Source organism: Fibrobacter sp. UWB3 (genome assembly GCF_002210405.1).
Taxonomy (GTDB): domain Bacteria; phylum Fibrobacterota; class Fibrobacteria; order Fibrobacterales; family Fibrobacteraceae; genus Fibrobacter.
In genome coordinates this window covers 18,038-36,606 of the sequence record NZ_MWQJ01000013.1, presented here as the reverse complement: position 1 = coordinate 36,606, position 18,569 = coordinate 18,038, and the positions used below count along the sequence as shown (strand labels likewise).

The 18,569-nt window shown below is 47.0% G+C and carries 19 protein-coding genes; 13 read left to right on the top strand and 6 right to left on the bottom strand.

The genetic code is table 11. The features are described from left to right. Together B7991_RS13080 and B7991_RS13075 are read left to right on the top strand one after the other, a co-directional pair. Window positions 1-651, top strand: a complete 651-nt coding sequence (locus B7991_RS13080) for an OmpA family protein (protein WP_014545120.1) — start codon at window positions 1-3, stop codon at window positions 649-651. Continuing rightward, a complete protein-coding gene (locus B7991_RS13075; protein ID WP_088631230.1) occupies window positions 651-1,316 on the top strand; it encodes a hypothetical protein in 666 nt (221 codons plus the stop codon). The genes B7991_RS13080 and B7991_RS13075 overlap by 1 nt, the downstream gene beginning before the upstream one ends. A gap of 101 nt (window positions 1,317-1,417) precedes the next feature. Here the strand turns inward: B7991_RS13075 and argH are convergent, their stop codons facing one another. The 6 genes from argH to B7991_RS13045 form a co-directional block, all read right to left on the bottom strand. After that, window positions 1,418-2,821 carry an argininosuccinate lyase gene (argH, locus tag B7991_RS13070; RefSeq protein ID WP_088631229.1) on the bottom strand — a complete coding sequence of 468 codons (1,404 nt, stop codon included), beginning with the start codon at window positions 2,819-2,821 and terminating at the stop codon, window positions 1,418-1,420. 76 nt (window positions 2,822-2,897) lie between these two features. After that, window positions 2,898-3,464 carry a hypothetical protein gene (locus B7991_RS13065; protein WP_088631228.1) on the bottom strand — a complete coding sequence of 189 codons (567 nt, stop codon included), beginning with the start codon at window positions 3,462-3,464 and terminating at the stop codon, window positions 2,898-2,900. A gap of 2 nt (window positions 3,465-3,466) precedes the next feature. After that, window positions 3,467-4,483: a hypothetical protein gene (locus B7991_RS13060; RefSeq protein WP_088631227.1), complete on the bottom strand. Its 1,017-nt coding sequence runs from the start codon at window positions 4,481-4,483 to the stop codon at window positions 3,467-3,469. Between the two features lie 134 nt (window positions 4,484-4,617). After that, window positions 4,618-5,388, bottom strand: a complete 771-nt coding sequence (locus tag B7991_RS13055) for a 1-acyl-sn-glycerol-3-phosphate acyltransferase (RefSeq protein ID WP_088631226.1) — start codon at window positions 5,386-5,388, stop codon at window positions 4,618-4,620. 3 nt (window positions 5,389-5,391) lie between these two features. Beyond that, entirely contained in the window at window positions 5,392-6,066 is a 675-nt protein-coding gene (locus B7991_RS13050) for a beta-ketoacyl synthase chain length factor (RefSeq protein ID WP_088631225.1), read from the bottom strand. Between the two features lie 13 nt (window positions 6,067-6,079). After that, window positions 6,080-7,183 (bottom strand): methyltransferase, encoded by a 1,104-nt coding sequence (locus B7991_RS13045; RefSeq protein WP_088631224.1) that lies wholly within the window; start codon window positions 7,181-7,183, stop codon window positions 6,080-6,082. A 95-nt stretch (window positions 7,184-7,278) separates the two neighbouring features. Between B7991_RS13045 and B7991_RS13040 the strand changes: the two genes are divergently transcribed. Genes B7991_RS13040 through B7991_RS12990 form a run of 11 tightly spaced genes read left to right on the top strand, consistent with a single transcriptional unit; the run spans window position 7,279 to window position 18,563 of the window. After that, window positions 7,279-7,554 carry a phosphopantetheine-binding protein gene (locus B7991_RS13040; protein ID WP_088631223.1) on the top strand — a complete coding sequence of 92 codons (276 nt, stop codon included), beginning with the start codon at window positions 7,279-7,281 and terminating at the stop codon, window positions 7,552-7,554. A gap of 3 nt (window positions 7,555-7,557) precedes the next feature. After that, on the top strand, window positions 7,558-7,815 hold the full coding sequence (locus B7991_RS13035; protein WP_014545111.1) for an acyl carrier protein: 258 nt from the start codon (window positions 7,558-7,560) through the stop codon (window positions 7,813-7,815). Beyond that, window positions 7,815-10,181, top strand: a complete 2,367-nt coding sequence (locus B7991_RS13030; RefSeq protein WP_088631222.1) for an AMP-binding protein — start codon at window positions 7,815-7,817, stop codon at window positions 10,179-10,181. The genes B7991_RS13035 and B7991_RS13030 overlap by 1 nt, the downstream gene beginning before the upstream one ends. Continuing rightward, complete coding sequence (locus tag B7991_RS13025) at window positions 10,174-10,923, top strand: glycosyltransferase family 2 protein (RefSeq protein ID WP_217898066.1); 750 nt, start codon at window positions 10,174-10,176, stop codon at window positions 10,921-10,923. Before B7991_RS13030 ends, B7991_RS13025 begins: the two co-directional genes overlap by 8 nt. Window positions 10,924-10,925: 2 nt before the next feature. Further along, on the top strand, window positions 10,926-11,879 hold the full coding sequence (locus B7991_RS13020; protein ID WP_088631220.1) for a lipid A biosynthesis acyltransferase: 954 nt from the start codon (window positions 10,926-10,928) through the stop codon (window positions 11,877-11,879). A gap of 14 nt (window positions 11,880-11,893) precedes the next feature. Then, window positions 11,894-13,420 carry a histidine ammonia-lyase gene (gene hutH, locus B7991_RS13015; RefSeq protein ID WP_088631219.1) on the top strand — a complete coding sequence of 509 codons (1,527 nt, stop codon included), beginning with the start codon at window positions 11,894-11,896 and terminating at the stop codon, window positions 13,418-13,420. A 15-nt stretch (window positions 13,421-13,435) separates the two neighbouring features. Then, window positions 13,436-13,873, top strand: a complete 438-nt coding sequence (locus B7991_RS13010; RefSeq protein ID WP_088631218.1) for a thioesterase family protein — start codon at window positions 13,436-13,438, stop codon at window positions 13,871-13,873. Window positions 13,874-13,880: 7 nt separating this feature from the next. After that, window positions 13,881-14,495, top strand: a complete 615-nt coding sequence (locus B7991_RS13005; protein ID WP_254917975.1) for an outer membrane lipoprotein carrier protein LolA — start codon at window positions 13,881-13,883, stop codon at window positions 14,493-14,495. Window positions 14,496-14,515: 20 nt separating this feature from the next. After that, window positions 14,516-16,861, top strand: coding sequence for an MMPL family transporter (locus B7991_RS13000; protein ID WP_254917974.1), 2,346 nt, complete (start codon window positions 14,516-14,518; stop codon window positions 16,859-16,861). A 26-nt stretch (window positions 16,862-16,887) separates the two neighbouring features. Continuing rightward, a complete protein-coding gene (locus B7991_RS12995) occupies window positions 16,888-18,096 on the top strand; it encodes a beta-ketoacyl synthase N-terminal-like domain-containing protein (protein WP_088631215.1) in 1,209 nt (402 codons plus the stop codon). Next, window positions 18,093-18,563 (top strand): thioester dehydrase, encoded by a 471-nt coding sequence (locus B7991_RS12990; protein WP_088631214.1) that lies wholly within the window; start codon window positions 18,093-18,095, stop codon window positions 18,561-18,563. The genes B7991_RS12995 and B7991_RS12990 overlap by 4 nt, the downstream gene beginning before the upstream one ends. Window positions 18,564-18,569: the final 6 nt, after the last annotated feature.

The window sequence follows — 18,569 nt, the reverse complement described above, 5'->3', positions numbered from 1 at the left end:
ATGCGTCGCAATAGAGACGAAAATAGCAATCCATGGATGGCGTACACAGACTTGGGCGTGGCCCTTGTTTCGCTCTTTATCCTTGCGTTTGTGGCGATGGCGACCCTCAAGGAACAAAAAGCGGAAGACCTCACGCGTACCGAAGAAGAAGTGCTCAGCTGCCAGGAACAGATGCGTAAGATAGCGGCAGAACGCAATGCGCTTTTGTCTAAGAGCTTGCAGACTTCCATCGAAGCAGGCCTTATCGCGCTCGAAGATGGCAAAATCCAGATCCAGGCGAGTTTCCTTTTCCCGATTAACGGCGCAAACCTCACCAAGGAAGGCGAGGGCGTGATTCGCGGTATCAGCAAGGGCCTTTTGGAAGCTCTCGATTCTACGGACGTGATCATGGTGAGTGGCTTTACGGACGATATTCCGTTTAGCGGTTCGACATCCTATACGAACTGGAACCTTTCTACGGAACGTGCCGTGAACGTGGTCAAGATGCTCGTGAAAATGGGCTTCCCGCCCGATAGGCTCTTTGCCGCTGGCTTTGGCGAACACCGCCCGAAGTACCCGAACGATAGCGAAGAACATCGCCGTTTGAACCGTCGCGTGGAAATCGGTGTGACCCCGCTCCAGTCCAACAAAACAGCTGAGGTGACGCCCTAATGGAAGAGCTTACCGAAAAACTGTCCGAAATCAAGGCTAGCATTGATGCCATTCGCAAGACTGGCAAGCTTTCGCATTGGCGGATGGTTTATGCGGATACGCTTTACACGCGTGCCCAGGAATATGTGGCGGTGGATCGTTACCCCGAGGCAAAACTTGTGGCGCAGAAGCTGGACCGCTGGATTCAAGCCCACAAGCTCGCTCTCGAGACGAACAAGGGCGATGCGCGCCCGCCGATGATTTTCTGGAATGCAGACTTGTTGAACAACATTGTTAAACGCATCCGTTCGACACTCGAAACGAAAAAAATGCTCGTGCCGTCTACGGAACGTGATTCCATCAATCGCCGTTTGAACATTGTCGATGGCTGGATCCAGAAAGGCGAATATCTCGTCGCTCACGATGAACTTTTGGCGCTCCGCAGTGCTTTGATTGCGCGTCTCCGCCGCAGTTACCGCGCCCGCATTGTCGCGTCGTCTGCGTACAGTGGCGGATACGTTCAGCCAGCCGGTTCGACCGTGGGTCTTTACAACTCTCTCCACACGCTCGAAGAAACATTCCACATTGTTGGCGAACATGACCCGATTTGGATTGAAGACTTCCTCGAAATTTACAACGATTTGTTCAGAATCGTGGATCGGTTGGTTCCGCAAGACAAAAAGTAAAGCTTATATGCAAAACTGCCGCGCACTTGAGTTGCGCGGCAGTTTCAATCTCGTCACCCTAAGCAACAATCTCGTCACCCTGAGCGAAGCGAAGGGTCCAGTTACTTCTTGAGCTTCTTGAGGAGTGCGGCAGCCTTCGTGAACTGCTGTTTCACAGACTTCGGACCCGTACCGCCTTCAATGTTGCGCTTGCTGACGCTGTATTCGAACGTAAGCGTCTTCTTCATCTTGGCGACGTCCGGGACGCCAGCGGCGGCCCAAGCCTCGTCGGAAAGTTCCGTAAACTGCTTGCCCTGGCGTGCGGCATCGCCGACGAGGCTTCCCACGATGTGGTGGGCGTCGCGGAACGGAACACCAGCTTCCACGAGCAAATCTGCAAGATCGGTTGCGAGGAGCGCCGGGAGCATTTTGGCGTGCATTGTCTCGAAGTTGAATCGAGCCGTTTCCAAAGCTTCCTTCATCACGCGGAGAATCACCTTCACGTTGTGGACGCTATCAAAGACCGGTTCCTTGTCTTCTTGCAAGTCGCGGCTGTAGCTGAGCGGAGCGCCCTTCACGAGCGTGTAGAGTGCGGTGAAGTTTCCGAGCATGCGGCCAGACTTTCCGCGGATAAGTTCCATGGAGTCCGGATTCTTCTTCTGCGGCATCATCGAAGAACCGCTGGAGAATGCGTCGTGTAACGTGAGGAATCCAAATTCGCAAGAGCTCCAGTTCACAAAGTCTTCGGCGTAGCGGCTCATCGTGTTTGCGATAATGGCGAGGTCGGCTTCGAATTCGAGCATCATGTCGCGATGGCTCACGGCGTCAATGCTGTTCGGGCTTACATCCTTGAATCCGAGTGCTTCTGCAACGAGAGCGCGGTGGTACGGGAATGCAGAACCTGCCATAGCGCCACTGCCGAGCGGGAGCTGGCTATGCAATTCGAGGAAGTTGTCGAGACGCTTCACGTCACGGCTCACGGCAAAGAACATGCTCATGAGGTAATGGCTAAAGTAAATCGGCTGTGCCTGCTGCAAGTGCGTATAGCCCGGCATCATCTTGCCAAAGTACTTCTTGGCGAGGTCCAAAACCGTTTCCATAAGTTCAATTTCGAGGGCGCGGATTTCTGCAGCGCGATGACGCATGTAAAGCTTGAAGTCCGTGCAGACCTGGTCATTGCGGCTACGGCCCGTGTGGATCTTCTTGCCGAGTGCGCCGATGCGTTCGGTAAGAACGCGTTCTACGGCCATGTGGATGTCTTCGTCGCTATCGCACCAGAGGTTCTTGCCGGCGTGGTAGTCGTCGAGGATGCTCTTGAGACCGTCGCAAATCTTCTTGTAGTCAGCTTTAGAAAGAACTCCAGATTCAACAAGACCCTTGCCATGTCCGATGCTTCCTTCGATATCTTCTTCGATGAGTTCTGCATCAAACTGCAAGCTGAAACTTAAATCGACCATGCTCTGAGCCATGCCACTAGCAAAGCGGCCCGTCCACATGTTAGTCTGGGTATCTTTCTTCTTAGCCATTGTAAACCTCAAATAAAAAAGCCGTGAAATCGGCTATGATTTCTCGGCTAAAGATAAAAATTTTTAGAGTATTTTGTTAGTCCCAAACGCTACTCTTTTTAGGTGCAGCGGGTTCTTCATAAGCATTTTCCGAATCTCCATTTCGTACAGCTGTTGGGGCTGCATCTTCAACAGATTCTTCGGGTGCAGAAACTTTCTTTGTTTTCTTTTGAATGTTTACTGGACGGTCCCAAACGCTTCCTCCATTGTCGAAATCACTGCTATTGCTGCCACCTCTTAACAAGTATGTGTCAATAGGAATTTCGATTTCATCAGGATAGGCTTGATAAAGCCAAATCGAGGAGAGGTAAGTAAACGGAGCCCACAGAATCGAAGCAAATGAAATGCTGCGGTGAATGTTTATCGAACCAACTCTTTGTCCATCAAGATAGGCTTCGAGGTGACCACCAGCTCTTGTACCACGAGTCTGGAAGGAGCAGTCATCATCACTTGCCATCTTACAGACTTGTCTACCGTTGAGATAAATGTCGTAAGGCTTGGATGCGTATTGGCTTGCTACAACGCTTGATCGCCCAGCAAAGCATCCGGTCATGCTGAGTGACACGGATGCAATCAAGGAAAGGGTAAGAATCTTACGCATCATTTTTAGAATCCGATGGCGAGGCCCAAACCGAACTTAAAGCCGTTCATGTAATGTTCCTTCTTGGCAATTTGAAGTGTCTTGCCATTTTCAGATTCTTTAATAAACGGAGTTTCGAAGAAGTCTATAAAGTAGTTCGCTTGCAAGATGAACATGACGCGGCTTGCACGGTTGAAAATGACACCGCCACCGAGCTGCAAGGAAAGACCGTTTGCTTCAAATTCTTCGTCTTCATCGTATCCGTATCTATAAACACTGTAGTAGGTATAGCGCCAGCTATAAGAAAGACCGCCACCGACAAACGGAGAAATATTGGAGCTTGTGAACGGGTAGAAGGCGGAAAGAGTCAAGTCGATAAGTGTCGGCTTGTCGTTGCTTTCACCAAGGTTGCTCATCGTCCAGTCAAAGCCGAAAAGGAGGTCTCTAGCATCGTACAAAACAAAGAGGCCAAGTCCTGCGTCCATTTTTGCGTCAGACGGGTTGAGCGGGAGGGATCCCACAATCTTGCCACCCCAGTAAGAGGTCACGCCTTTCTTTCTCGGCTTCTTGGTTTCCTGTTCGGTGACTGTATAGATGTCGTCATCGTTGGTGGCCTTGTTCTTTGTGCCGATATTGCGGGCAACGCGCTGGATAATCGGGTCGAAGTCGTCCGGGTTCTTAGCCTTGAGACGGTCGCTCCAGACGACGTTTTCGTTGTTGATGTCGTAGAGCTTAAAGGAGGTAATGACGTTTTCACCAAGACGGGTGAATTCAGCCATGATGAACTTGGTGCAGTTCTTTTCGATAGCTTTCTGATTGATGGATTCGCGGTTGCCTACTTTGACGGAATCGTCTTCGGAATAGTTGACCAAAACATAACGACCGTTATCATCGATATAGGCATTCATGAGCTTTTCGGCAGCAATGCCGAAATCTTCATTTAAACCGACCATGCTGAATGGAGCCAAATAGACGCGTTCTGTAGCGTAAATTGAAGCTGCAAGAGCAAGCGTTGCTGCAAAAAACTTCTTGATACAATTCATAGTGAAATCTCCTTTAGGGATTAATTTAGTAATTATAAGGTAAAAAGAAAAGCATTTTTTTTGCATAAACGTCCATTTGATTGATAAATGGAATAAAAATTGCAATAAAATGCATGTTTTTAACGATGAAATAGCTAAATCGATTGTTCTTTTTCGAGAATTTCTTTCATTTTGTGTGTCAACTTGGTGGCACTTTTTGTGAGAGGCATGTTCTCGTATTCTTTTATAGGGATTGTTGGGAGAACTTTTAAATTGTATAAATAGCGTTCTGTTGGATGAAATTGCAATAATTTATCGTTTTTGCTCAGCCCGATTTTTTCATTTCCACCAAAGAAAATGGGGATGACATCGTTTTGTGCATAAAGTGCAAAACGGGCGGCTCCTTTCTTGAATTCCCAAGGCTCTCCGGGTTTGCTACGGGTTCCTTCGGGGAATATGATAAGGTTGTTCCCTTCGTCCATTGAAGTCTTTGCCATTTCAAGTTGGTCTTCAAATGGAATGTTGTTTGGAATGTACAAGTTCTTGATGATAATCGAAATAAACTTGTTTTGAATGAGTTCGCCTTTTACAATGCAATTAGCATTGGGGATAAGCGAAAAAAGAATGACAACATCGAATAATGAGGGGTGGTTCGCGATGATGACTTTGGAACGGATATTCTTGAGCGATTCTTTGTTTTCGACAGTAAGTCGAATGGCTCCTGAAATTTCGGCGATTTTGACGAAGATTTTAAAATACTGGTGGTTGAACTTGCGAACAAAAATCTTGAATCTTCTTTCGTTAAATCCTGTAATGATGTGGATAATGGGGAAAAGAAGTATTGTGAGAATCAGGCTACAAATGCCGAAAAAAGCAAAGCAGAAAAGCTTTGCGAAAACGCGACGGATGTAGCGGATTTTTGCCATCTGTTAAGCCTTTTGCATGTCGATGGCGCAGAGAAAAGCAATGGCTTGTTCTGCAGCGGTGTCGAAGTTGTTGCGCAAAATCTTGAGTTGCGCTAGTTGGCTTGCAATATCGACGTTTTTAAATGTCGGGTCTGCCTTGGATTCGTCGGTCGTGAGGCGGAGTGCAATGGCGCAGACGGCGTTCGGGTAAGGGACGCCTGCGACGGGAGCATAAGTCTCGGGGATGAGCTCGTCTGCAAAAATGAACGTGCGCGTGTCTGCGCTTTCGCTTTCGAGGGCGGCAATGCAATCTGTGAGGCCCGTGGTAAAGGCGTCCTTCCCAGAGAATACGGCGGAGTAGCCTGCGGTGTTCGTTTCGAGAATCGACGCGTTTGCAATGGAGGCGTTAAAGACCGAAAGGCTAAAATGTGCGGGCGAGACCATGCCCGTGTCGAGAAGCGTCTGCGAAATTTTCAGCTGCTGGCTGATTTCTCCGAACTGCGATGCAAATGTCACCTTGCAGGGCGTGAGCTTGTTGTCATCTTTGTCGCGAGAAACTTGATCGCTCACGAGAACTACCATGCGCGAAATGTAGCTCAGACGGCGGCGCGTCAGCATGGGAACGAACGATACGTCCGGCTTGGGGCGCGCTTCTGTCGGTACAAAGCTTGCTAATCTTTCGATGAAAACTTTTTGCATGATTTACGCCGGTTTATTTTTTGCGGAAGCGGAGAAGTGAATAGGCGTTCGGGCCTACGCTGTGGTGCGCTTCCTTGAGCTCGAAACCTGCGATTTCGATGGCCTTTTTAAGCTCTTCGTAACGGTACATTTTGCTGTTACCGTTGGCGATGCAGGTAAAGTAAAGCGATGTGGCCTGGAGCGAGTATGCTGCGGCTTCAAAACGCTGCTTGTCCCAAAGCGGCTCGAGAACGTAGACGTCTGTTTCTGGAGTTGCGGCTTTGTGGATTTTTGTCAAGATTTTTGTGATTTGCTTGAGCGAAAAGCAATCTAGGAATTGGCTCATCCAGACGGCGTTTGCGCCCTGCGGAAATTCGGTCGTGTCATCGAGGACATTGCAGGCGATTGTATCGATACGGTCTTTAAAGCCAGCTTGTGCGGCATTCTTTTCGGCGACTGCGGTTTGCCCCGGAAGGTCGATGATGGAAACTTGTACGTCAGCATTGTATTTGCAGCAGGCGATGGCCCATTTTGCGGTGTTTCCGCCAATGTCAAAAAGTCTTGGCTGCTTTAGTTCTGCAAGCTTTTCGAATACGATCGGGAGAGCTTCGGGGAATGCCAAGTCGGAGTAGAAATGGTCAAATCCGAACCAGCTCTTTTTCTGCTGGTCGGTAAGCTGGGATAGGCCTTCGTAGACGGTTTTCCACGGACCGAGGTGGGGGAGTCCTGAGGGCTTCCCTTCGCGGATGGACTGCTCGAGATCTTCGGCACCGCGGTAGCAGATGTCCTGTGAAAAGTCCATGTTCACTTGCGTCATTTCGTCGTTTAAGAGGAAAAATCCAATTTTCCCGAGCGTGAGGCGCAGGTCATCTTCGCTAGAATCTTTGTGGAGCTTGATGGCTCCCATGCCAAGTCCCATCTCTACAAGAACACCCACGCCGTAAAGCGAAATGTCTAGCTTCTGAGCAATTTCCGAAATGGTTATGCCTTTTTTGCGGGATTTGCTGATTTCTTCTAAAATACCCATGTCCCTGAGGGCGCGGGCCGCTTGGAAACTGAGGGGGGCAAATGCAATTTTTTGAGCTTCAAACTTGGCGTTTACAGCGTCGATGGAATCGTTTTTGTAAAAATCGAACATGGTGTCTCTAAAAATAAGGTTCCCTTAATATAAAATTATTTTTCTATATTGCCTATCCAAGAAAATGTAAACCTTGATTGAGGTCGCTAAAATATATGTCTGATTTGAATACCCGTATTAAAGAAGTCATGATTGAGTCCTTGGAACTGGAAGATATTACCCCAGCCGATATTGTGGATTCTGCCCCGATTTTTGGTAAGAACGCTGCTGGCGAAGGGCTTGGTCTGGATTCGATTGACGCTTTGGAATTGGGCATTGCAATCAAGGAAAATTTTGGTGTAACTTTCTCGACGGTTAAGGAAGAGACCAAAAAGCATTTTGCATCGGTGGATGCGCTTGCCGCTTACATTTCTGCAAATTCTAAGGGCTAATCCATGGACAAACAGGTCATTTTCGAAAAGATTAAGGCTGCCCTTATTGAAGATTTCGACTTGGAAGAAAATCGAATCGTTCCTGAAGCTCGCCTTTACGAAGACTTGGAATTGGATAGCATTGATGCTGTGGACTTGATCGTGAAGCTCAAGTCGTTTTTGCCGAGAAACATCGACCCGGAAGCGTTCAAGAAGATGCGTACTCTTGAGAACGTGGTCGATGGTATCTATAATCTTGTTCAAAATTCGGAATCTAAGTAATGAAACAGGTTGCGGGAAAGATTTTCTTTACCGCGATTTCTGTTTTGTATCCGGTCCTTGTCTATTGCGGAATTAGGTACTGGGGACTTTCTCCACGGCGCATGAGCTTGATGCTTTTGGCGCTAGGCTTTTACCATTTCTTGAATTTTACGCGTAGCAAGTCAAAGGCGGATCGTGGGCGTACGGGGGCTCTCGTTGCGCTTATTTTGGTGTGCGCACTTGTCGCTTTCTTTGCAAATAACATTTTATTTGTCAAGTTTTATCCGGTGCTCGTGAACTTGAGCTTGCTTGCGTTTTTCGGATTTACGCTATGGCGACCGCCGAGCTTTGCGTTCCGTATGGCGTGCTTGGGGAACAAGTCGTTGAACACATCGCCTTCGTTTAAGGCGGTGGAGCGTTATTGCAATAAGGTGACTTTTGCATGGTGCCTCTTTTTTGTCGTGAACGGATCGGTTTCTGCGCTTACCGTTTTCGTGGGTTCCGATAAGATTTGGTCGTTGTACAATGGACTTATTTCTTACATTTTAATTGGTTTATTTTTCATTGTGGAATATTTGGTTCGAAAAATGGTGCAGAGTAAAATGCAGTCGTATGTTCCTGTCTGTGATTTGGAACGTGATTCTCGCCCGGATGGTGCGCTTGTCGCCGAAGGTAAGACTTGGGGCGATTTTGTAAGTGATGTTTCCAAGGTGCGTTATTACCTGGAAGCTCGTGAAAATGTGCCGTGGATTTTGCATTGCGAAGATTCGTATTACTTTACGGTTTCTTTGCTAGCAATGCTCCAGAGCGGGCGCAAGGCGCTTGTGACTGCGAATCGCCAAGAAGCGTTTATCAAGGAAATCAAGAAGCCGGAATACGGATTTTTGACAGATGAACCGTTTGCTGGTAGTGTTGCTGGTGCGAACGAAATGCCGGCGACTTTGATCCAGGATGTGCTTGGTAATGAAAATGCGCATTGTTCGGATGGTGACAAAGCTCGCGAAATCAAGTTCGGCAAGTTCGACAAGTCCAAAGCTGAGATGGTGATGTACACGTCGGGCACGACGGGTGAACCGAAGGCTGTGTACAAGCGCTTTTTGCAATTTGAAAATGAACTTTTTGAACTTGTGAAAGTCTTTGGAAATGACTGGGTAAACCGCAAGGTTTATAGCACGGTCAACCACCACCATATTTACGGCTTGTTGTTTACGGCGCTTTTGCCGATTGCGACTGGGCTTCCGTTCCGCAGGCATCGTATTGATTTTCCGACAGAACTAGCAAATATTGCAGGGGAAGCTGCGGTAATCGCTTCGAGCCCTGCGTTCTTGAAACGTTTATCTGCAGAAACGGATAAGCCGATTGACTTTAAATGTCCTCCGATTATTTATTCGTCCGGAGGCCCGTTGCCCGAAGAGGTGGCGCGCAAGGCCTGTGAACTGACGGGTTTTTGGACGATGGAAATTTACGGCAGTACCGAGACGGGTGGCATTGCGTATAGGCAATCCAAGAATGGACCGGTGTGGACTCCGTTTGAAGTTTGCAAGATGAGCGTTGCCGAAAACGGTTGCCTGAACATCAAGTCGAGTTATATTCTGGAACCCGAAGGCTTTACGACAGGTGACTTGGTGGACCTTTATGATGATGGAAGATTCTTGCTCAAGGGCCGTTCGGATTCGATTGTGAAGATTGAAGAAAAACGCATCTCGCTCCCGGAAGTGGAAATGCGCTTGAAGCAGACTGGGTTGGTACAAGATGTTCGCGTGGTGCCGATGGTGGGAAAACGCCAATACCTAGCCGCTGCGATTGTGCTGAACGAAGCTGGACGCACAAAGTTTGCGGGGTCGCCCAAACTTACGATCAATAATTATTTCCACGATTACTTGCTCAAGTTTATCGAGAATACGGTTTCACCGAAGAAGTGGCGCTATCTTGAAGAACTTCCGCAGAATACGGAAGGCAAGATTCGCATGCGCGATATCCAGGCGCTGTTTGGCCTTGCCGAAAGTCCGAACTTCAAGATTCTCAAGTTCCGCCGTGAACCGGGCGCTTTGACCGCGAAGCTTTTGTTCCCGGCGACGAGCGATTATTACGATGGGCATTTCCCGGAATTTAAGCTGCTGCCTGCAGTGGTGCAGGTGGATATGGTTTTGCGCTTGGCGCGGAACTTCTTGGAAGTGCCTAAGGAACTTTCCAAGATGAATCGCACTCGTTTTGCTAATCCCATTTTGCCGGATGTTCCTGTATTGGTGAAAATCACGTACGATGCGGATGCGGGTAAGGTAACGTTTGCGTACACAAGCGAAGATGGTGAAACTTCATATTCTAATGGTTCGATGATAATGAACACTTCAACAGGTGATGTGGGCGAGGGCGAAAATCGTGGATAATGCGGTAAAAGTTTGCGCCATAGTGCCAGTTTATCGCCACGAAAATGCATCGCGCCATGTCGTGAAATCCCTTGTCGATTTGAACATTCCTGTGATTCTCATTGACGATGGAAATGCTCCTGAAGGTCATGAAATTCTAGCACAGATTGCAAAAGAATTTGCGAATGTCGAACTTGTGACGCATAAATGCAATCTCGGCAAAGGCGCTGCAATGCGTTCTGGTATGGATGCTGCTGTTGTGGCGGGTTTCACGCACGCTTTGCAAGTCGATGCCGATGGCCAGCACGATATGAAGGCGATTCCGTTTTTTATAAACGAGACGAAGGAACACCCTGAAGACTTGATTTGCGGTTACCCGGAATACGATGAATCTGTGCCAAAGGCTCGTGAACAGGGCCGTAAGATTACAAATTTCTGGGTGGCGATTGAAACGCTTTCGCTAAAGATTCCCGATGCCATGTGCGGCTTTAGAATTTATCCGCTCAAGACATCTTGGCCGGTGATGAAACGTTTGCACAACAAGCGCATGGGCGTCGATATCGAAATTATTGTTCGTCTTGCGTGGGCGGGCGTGCAGATGCGCTTTTTTCCAGTGAAGGTGAATTACCCGAAAGATGGCGTTTCGAACTTTAGAATGTTCCATGATAACGTTGTGATTTCGATGACGCACACGATGCTTTGCTTTGGCATGTTCTTTAGGCTTCCTTTGCTTTTATCTCGTCGCTTGTTTAAAAAGAAATAGTTATGAGCAAGCATTGGTCCGAAATTGAAGAAGTTGGCGGAAGTGTTTGGCATTTCCGTTTTATGCTTTGGGTCGTGTGCCATTTGCCGCTGTTTCTTGTCGAATTGTGTACGGCTGTAATATGTTTCTTTTTCTGGCTTGGGGCTGCACCTGTTCGTGCGCGTTCGAAAATTTATTTGGAACACTTGCGAAAATTGGGCGTACGCGTGGGTGCGTTTGGAACGTATAAGCACATCCTTTCGTTTGCGCTTTCGATGGTCGAAAAGTTACGTGGCTGGAAGGGCGCTATCAAGCTCAATCAGATTGAATCGCAAAATGACGATTTGCAAATGCTTGTTTCTCAAATGAATCAAGGGCAGGGCGCGTTTCTGCTTTGTTCGCATCTAGGCAATATGGAAATGCTCCGCTCGCTTACGGAATATGGTGAGTTCCATACATCGCGAAAGTTTCAGGTTTTCCCGGTAGTCGATTTGTCGGGCTCGAAAAAGTTCAATGCGCTTTTGCGTGAACTGAATCCGGAATTGATGGAAAATGTAATTGATGCTAATTCCATTGATGTGGATTCTGCCATTTGGATGAAAGAGAAAATAGCAGATGGAAATCTCGTGGTGATTGCGGGAGATCGTACGTCTGCACATACGCGAAATCGTGTACTCGAAACAACGTTCCTAGGTGAAACTGCAAATTTCCCGGAAGGCGCTTTTTCGCTGGCGGGCATTTTGAATGCTCCCGTTTACTTTGTATTTGCGATTCGCAAACATGACTTTAATATCCGTTCGCCTTACGAAATGCATGTGGTGCGTGCCAAGACGAATTTGGATTGTTTGCGCAAGGAACGCCCTGCGCGCTTGAAAATGCTTTTGCAGGAATACACTGAGCTGTTGGAAAGGCTGTGTAAAGAACATCCTTATCAGTGGTACAATTTCTACAATTTTTGGGACAGGTTAGATAAATAGTGGAGAATAATTAAATGAAAACCGTCGTTATTGGAAGCGGTAAGCTCTCGATTGAAGATGTTGTTGCGATTGCGAAAAAGCAAGTCGCAGTGGAACTTGACAGTTCTGCGGAATTCCAGAGAAAGATTGATTCTGGTGCAGAATTCTTGGACGAAGCGCTTGCAGAACATGGTGGCATTTATGGCGTGACAACAGGATATGGTGATTCCTGCACGCAGGTGTTGCCGCCGGAACATTACAGCCAACTTCCGATTAACTTGACGCGTTTCCATGGATGCGGTCTCGGTGATTACTTTGATGCCGAGACGACCCGCGCGATTATGGCGGTGCGCTTGAATACGCTTGCGCAAGGTTTCTCGGGCGTGAGCTATGCGCTTTTGAAAATCATTACGCAGTTTTTACAGAACGACATTTTACCGCTCATTCCGCAGGAAGGTTCCGTGGGCGCAAGTGGCGACTTGACTCCGCTTTCGTATTTGGCAGGTGCCGTGATTGGTGAACGTAATGTGATGTACAAGGGAGAACGTCGTTCTTCTTTGGACGTGATGAAGGAACTGGGAATTACTCCGCACAAGTTTCGCCCGAAAGAAGCAATTGCCATTATGAACGGCACGGCGGCGATGAATGCGGTCGCTTGCATGGCTTATTCCCGTGCAGAATACCTTTCTGACCTCGCTTGCCGAATTACAGCGATGATTACGGTTGCAATGAAGGGCAATGCGTATCACTATTATGAACGCTTGTTCGAAGCAAAACCGCATCCGGGACTTGGCTTGGCTGCAAAGAAAATTCGTGAAGCCTTGAATCTTGATGTGGCGAAGAATGTGGTTCCCGAGAAAATCCAGGATCCGTATTCTCTGCGTTGCGCTCCACATGTGATTGGACTTTTTTATGATTCTAGTGCGTTCTTGCGCCAACTGATTGAAATAGAACTCAACAGTGCCAATGACAATCCGATTGTAGATCCGTTCACAAAGAACATTTTCCACGGTGGGCATTTCTATGGCGGGCATATTTGCCTTGCGATGGATACTCTCAAGAATATGGTTGCAAACATTGCGGACCTTTTGGACCGTCAGCTGGCGATGATTGTCGATATCAAGTTTAATCGCCATTTGCCGCCGAATCTTGCGGGGAGTAAGGGCGATTACGATATCAACCATGGCTTTAAGGCGGTGCAGATTGGTGTTTCAGCTTGGACGGCAGAAGCTTTGCATTTGACAATGCCGATGAGCGTGTTCAGCCGTTCGACGGAATGCCACAACCAGGACAAGGTCAGCATGGGTACGATTGCAGCCCGCGACTGCATCCGCGTCTTGGAGCTTTCGGAACAGGTGGCAGCGGCAACGCTTCTGGCTTCGGCTCAGGCACTTCGCATACGCTTGGAACGAGGTGAAATTTCGGAAGACCGCCTTAAGAATCTTCAAGAGACTTACAATCAGGTGTTCTCGAAGTTTGCTCCGCTTGAATGTGACCGTCAATTGGAACAGGATTTGCGCAATACGCTGGAGCTGATTCGTCAGAAATTTTACGCTGTATAAAGGACCTAAATTTGTATGGCCGTGAAAAAAATTAAGGAAACGATTGAATTCCAAGTTGAATTTTACGATGTCGATTCTATGCAAGTCGCATGGCATGGCAATTATGTAAAGTTCATGGAAGTCGCCCGTTGCGCACTTTTACGTAAAATTGGGTATGATTACAACGAAATGACGCGTAGCGGTTACATCTGGCCCGTCGTAGATTTGCATATTAAATATATCCGTCCGATGATTTTTATGCAGAGGATTCGTGCCGAGGTGACACTTGTGGAATACGAAGTCTGCATGAAACTGTTGTACAAGTTTATGGATGCCGAAACGGGTGCGGTGCTCACGAAAGCTGAAAGTACCCAAATGGCGGTGGATATGAAAACGAAAGATTCGCTTTGGGCTTGCCCAACTTGCTTTGTGGACAAGGTCAGAGCGTTCTTGGCAAACGATAAGGTGGTGTAAAATGCGTATGTCCTGTCGAAATATTGGCGTTTTGCTTTTGACAGTTTTGCTTGGCATTGGTTCATCAATGGCGGATGTCTTTGAACGCCCATTGAGTGCTAAAAACAGGCCGGAACTTGAAAAATCCTTGGCGAAAGTCATGGATTATCAGGTGGCTACGGGCGATTTTAAGCAGACCAAGTCCATTCAAAAGCTCAATCGCGAATTTGTTTCGACGGGTACGTTCCGCATTTCTAAAAAGGCGGGAATCATCTGGAAAACGCAAAAGCCCGTATTCTCTGAGCTCGCTATCCATAACGCGGGCATTGTCGAACGCGATACTAATGGACAAATTCGCACATTGTTGCCAAAGGAAAATCCTATCTTTGCAGAAGTCTCGAATAATATCCAATCGCTTTTTTCTGGAAAAATCACGGAATTGGAGAAAAACTTCAAAGTCTTTTACGAAAAAAAGTCTTGTGGTTTTAGAATCGGACTGATTCCGCGTGAGGCGATGGTCCGCATGCTCGTGGATAACGTCGTGATGGATGCTTGCAAAAACGTGGATAGGATTGTTATTACGGATGGCGAAAAGATTCCGACGACTTTGGATTTTCTGAATTATAAGGTCTCGAAAAAATGAAAAATGTTGGAGGGAAGAATTTGAACGCAAAATTGGGAATTATCCTGTGGGTGGTGATTCACGCCATCTTGATTATTCTCGGCATTTCTGTGCCGTGGAAGATGGATTCCGACTTGTATTCGATTCTGCCGGATTCCAACGAAATCAAGAATGTGAGCACTGCTGAAAAAACGCTTAGCTCACGTTCTATGCGTAACATAACGGTACTAGTTGGGCATGAAAATTTTGAAGTGGCTCGCCAAGTTGCGGCCTCTCTCGATAGCATTTTCAAAGGCGATTCCTCCATTGAGGAATCACGACTTTATGTTGATGAAAAAACGCTGAATGAAACTCGCGAATTTCTATTCGAACATCGTTATACGATTCAAGGGGAAGATGTTCGTGAAGCGTTCTTTAATTTGAATCATAAATTTTTGGAACTTGCAGCATTGCAAAAAATCTATGGTTCGTTTTCTATGGCGAATTTAAATCGCCTGGATGAAGACCCGTATTTGCTTGGCGAAGCCTCCTTTGATAATTTTATGAAAAAAACGCTAACATCGTCTACGCATTTTAGCTTGCACGATGGTGTCCTTGTGGCGCAAGATTCTGGCATGACGTACGTGATGTGGAACGCGGTGCTTTCTGAAAATGTATCATCTCTTGCAACAGATGATCATGTAATCGGCCGTTTGAATCATGTGCTCGATTCTTTAGAAAATGCAAATTTTGGATTGCATATTTCAGCTTCGGGCGTTCCGTTCCACAGTTACGAAAGCTCGAGTGAGGCTAAGCGTGAAGTGGCGTGGATCTCGGGTGTGTCTATTGTTTTGATTCTGCTGTTGTTGCTCTATGTATTCCGTTCGGCGGTTCCGATTTTGGCAACACTTTCGACGATTGCTGTTGCCATTTTTACGGCTCTTACATTTACATGGTTCGTGTTTGGCAATGTTCATGTATTTACGTTTGTCTTTGGCACGAGCGTCATAGGCGTGAGTATCGATTATGCGGTACATTTCTTTACGAATTGGAAGTCGGGAGTGAGCAATGTCCGTTCTAAGATTTTCAAGGGATTGTTGCTTGGGTTCTTGACAACAGAAGTAAGCTATGTGTCGCTTACCTTTGCCGATTTTACTTTGCTGCGCCAGATGGCTGTGTTCTCAATCGTCGGGCTTTTGAGCTCGTTCTTGACGATAACACTTTTGTTCCATGCTGCATTTGAAAAAACGAGAAATGTTAGAACGAAAAATGAAGCTGTTGCTGTAAAGAATCTTCCTTTATCTGTTCCTAAAAATTTCATAAAGTGCTATTCGAATTTACCCACATGGGTTATCGTTCTTTTCTTTGTTTTTTTTGCAATTGCGTTGTTACCTGGGCTTCGTGCACTCAACATCCATACGGATTTGGGTAGCCTTTATTCGATGAGTGACAAGCTTAAGGCGGGGGAGACTCTGAACAGAAAATTGAATGATATTGGAATCTCGTCAAACTATTTTATTGTAGATGGAGCAACTGAACAGGATGTTTTAGAACAGGAAGAATTGCTCACGGAACGCCTCTTGCAAGCCGAAAAGAAAAATTTGTTAAAGTCTCATTTAGCGGTATCGAGCTTTATACCATCGCAAATGACGCAGAGAAAAACTTTTGAAAATGCCCAAAAGTTGCTCAATGATGATGTGACGAAAGAATATCTGACGAGCATTGGCGTGCAGAACGATTCTTTGCTTGATGCAAGTTTAAAAGAAGCGCCGAAATATGTAGGACTCGAGGACTTGAATCAATTCCCATCTTCAATTCGTTCAATGGTTGAAATGCTTTGGGTTGGTGCTGTTGAAAATTCGCAAGGAAAAAAGTTTTATAGCGCTGTTTTCCCGCTGCATGCAACGGATGCTTTTGATGCAAAACAATTGGCCAAAAATATGCCTCATGTTTACGTCGTGAACAAAATGCAAAATATCAATGAATCGTTTACGAAAATATCCCGAGTTTCGCTGACACTTGTCGGTTTGGCTTATATTGTGATGTTCATTATTCTTGTGTTTGTGTACAAATTTACAGGTGCTTTGAAAATTTTGCGAGCCCCGATTTTGGCGAGCCTCTTTGCGGCTTCAGTCTTTGGTTACGCTGGAATTGAATTCAATTTCTTTGCCATTGTCGGTGTCATTTTAACGCTCGGCATAGGTATTGACTACGCTCTGTTCTTTAGGGAAGGCGGTCGACAAAAATCGGTTACCGCTCTTGCGGTGATGCTTTCTGCAGCAACAACGCTCATCTCGTTCGGGGGCCTTGTGTACAGTGGTTTTACTCCGGTTTGGACGTTTGGCTTAGCCGTATTGCTTGGCATTTCTTGCTGTTTCCTGTTATCTCCGCTCAGTGCCAAACGTTAAATTTCTAGATTTGGTTTCATTGACCGATGAAACGACCTGTGTACATTAACGATTTTAGCCTTCGTTGCATTTTAGGTAGCGATGAGGCTCTAGTTCTTGATTCGCTCACGAATGGCAAACGTGGGACTTTTACCATGTACGATGTAGCCGGTGTCATGCGCCCAGCGGCGACGATTGACCCTGCTACGCTTGCTCCTGTCCCTGAACAAAAGTTTGATAACCGCGTGAACCGCTTGTCGCAAGCAGCGTTCTCAGCGATTGAAAATACGATTCGCAAAGCGGTTGAAAAGTTCGGTGCTGATCGTGTGGGCATTTTCTTGGGTTCATGCGATAATGGTTCCGAAGCTTCAATGGCGGCGCTTAAGTGTTTTAAAGAAACTGGAGCATTCCCTGAAGGTTACATTCTCGATTACCAGCGGGCTGATTTCCCAGCGCAGTTTATTGCGCAACGCTTTGGAATCACGGGGATGCTTTCGGTACATTCGACGGCTTGTGCATCTAGCGCAAGTGCGTTTGTCTCGGCGCGCAATAATCTTTACGCAGGCAACTGCGATGTCGCGATTGTGGGCGGTATCGATATTGCTTCGCTTTCGGTGATTCTCGGTTTTGCTTCGCTCGAAGCCATGAGCGATAAGCCGACAAATCCTTTTAGTGCAAATCGTTCGGGCCTTACACTTGGCGATGCCGCGGTGTTCTTTGTCGTTACAAAAGAACCTAGTGCGGATCTTTGCACAGCAAAATGCGAAGGCCTAAAGGTTGTTGGTTTTGGCGAAAGTGCCGATGCCGACCACATTACGGCCCCGCGTGCTGATGGGGAAGGCGCTTATCAGGCGATGAAGGCGGCTCTTAACGATGCCGGCCTTGATGCCTCTCAAATCGGTTACGTGAATTTGCATGGAACAGGAACAGAACTGAACGATGCCATGGAATCGCGTGCCATCAACCGTCTTTTCGGTGAAGCGAATCACGCAGATGTTCCTGTTAGTTCGACGAAGGCTCTCACGGGGCATACGCTTGGTGCGGCTGGCGCATTGGAACTTGCTTTCTGTTGCATGGCTCTAAAAAATGATGTTCTCCCAGCGCATCTTTTTGATGGCGTCGTCGATCCGAAACTCCCACCAGTTCATTTGGTAAAGCCTGGCGAGACAGCAAAAGACCTCAAATATTGCATGAGCAATTCTTTTGCGTTCGGTGGCTGTAATGTGTCTTTGATTGTTGAAAATGGTTTGGCATGACAGAAGTTTTTGATACAAAAGATTTAGTCAGTGAACTTGTGCCGCACAAGGGCAAAATGCTTTTGCTCGACCGCGTACGCGATTACGATTTGAAAGAAAATTCTATCACGACTGAAATTGATATCGCTCGCGATAACATGTTCTATGAAGACGAGCTTGGCGGCGTACCCGTGTGGGTTGCTTTTGAATATATGGCTCAAAGCGTTTCTGCGTTGTCTGGAATTTGTGGCAGAGCCAAAGGCGAAAAGCCAAAAACTGGATTTATTATGAGCGTGAGTGGCTTCAAGGCTGATGTCCCTGTTTTTAAGGAGGGCGAAACCGTTGTGATCAACGTTCTTGAAAATATCCGCATGGACAAGGCGGTGACTTTTGAAGGTTCTGCAACGGTCAATGGAACACTTGCGGTAACGGCGAAACTCAATACGGTCGAAGTCGATGACCCTAAAAGTTCGTTAAATTTAAATTGATGCAGA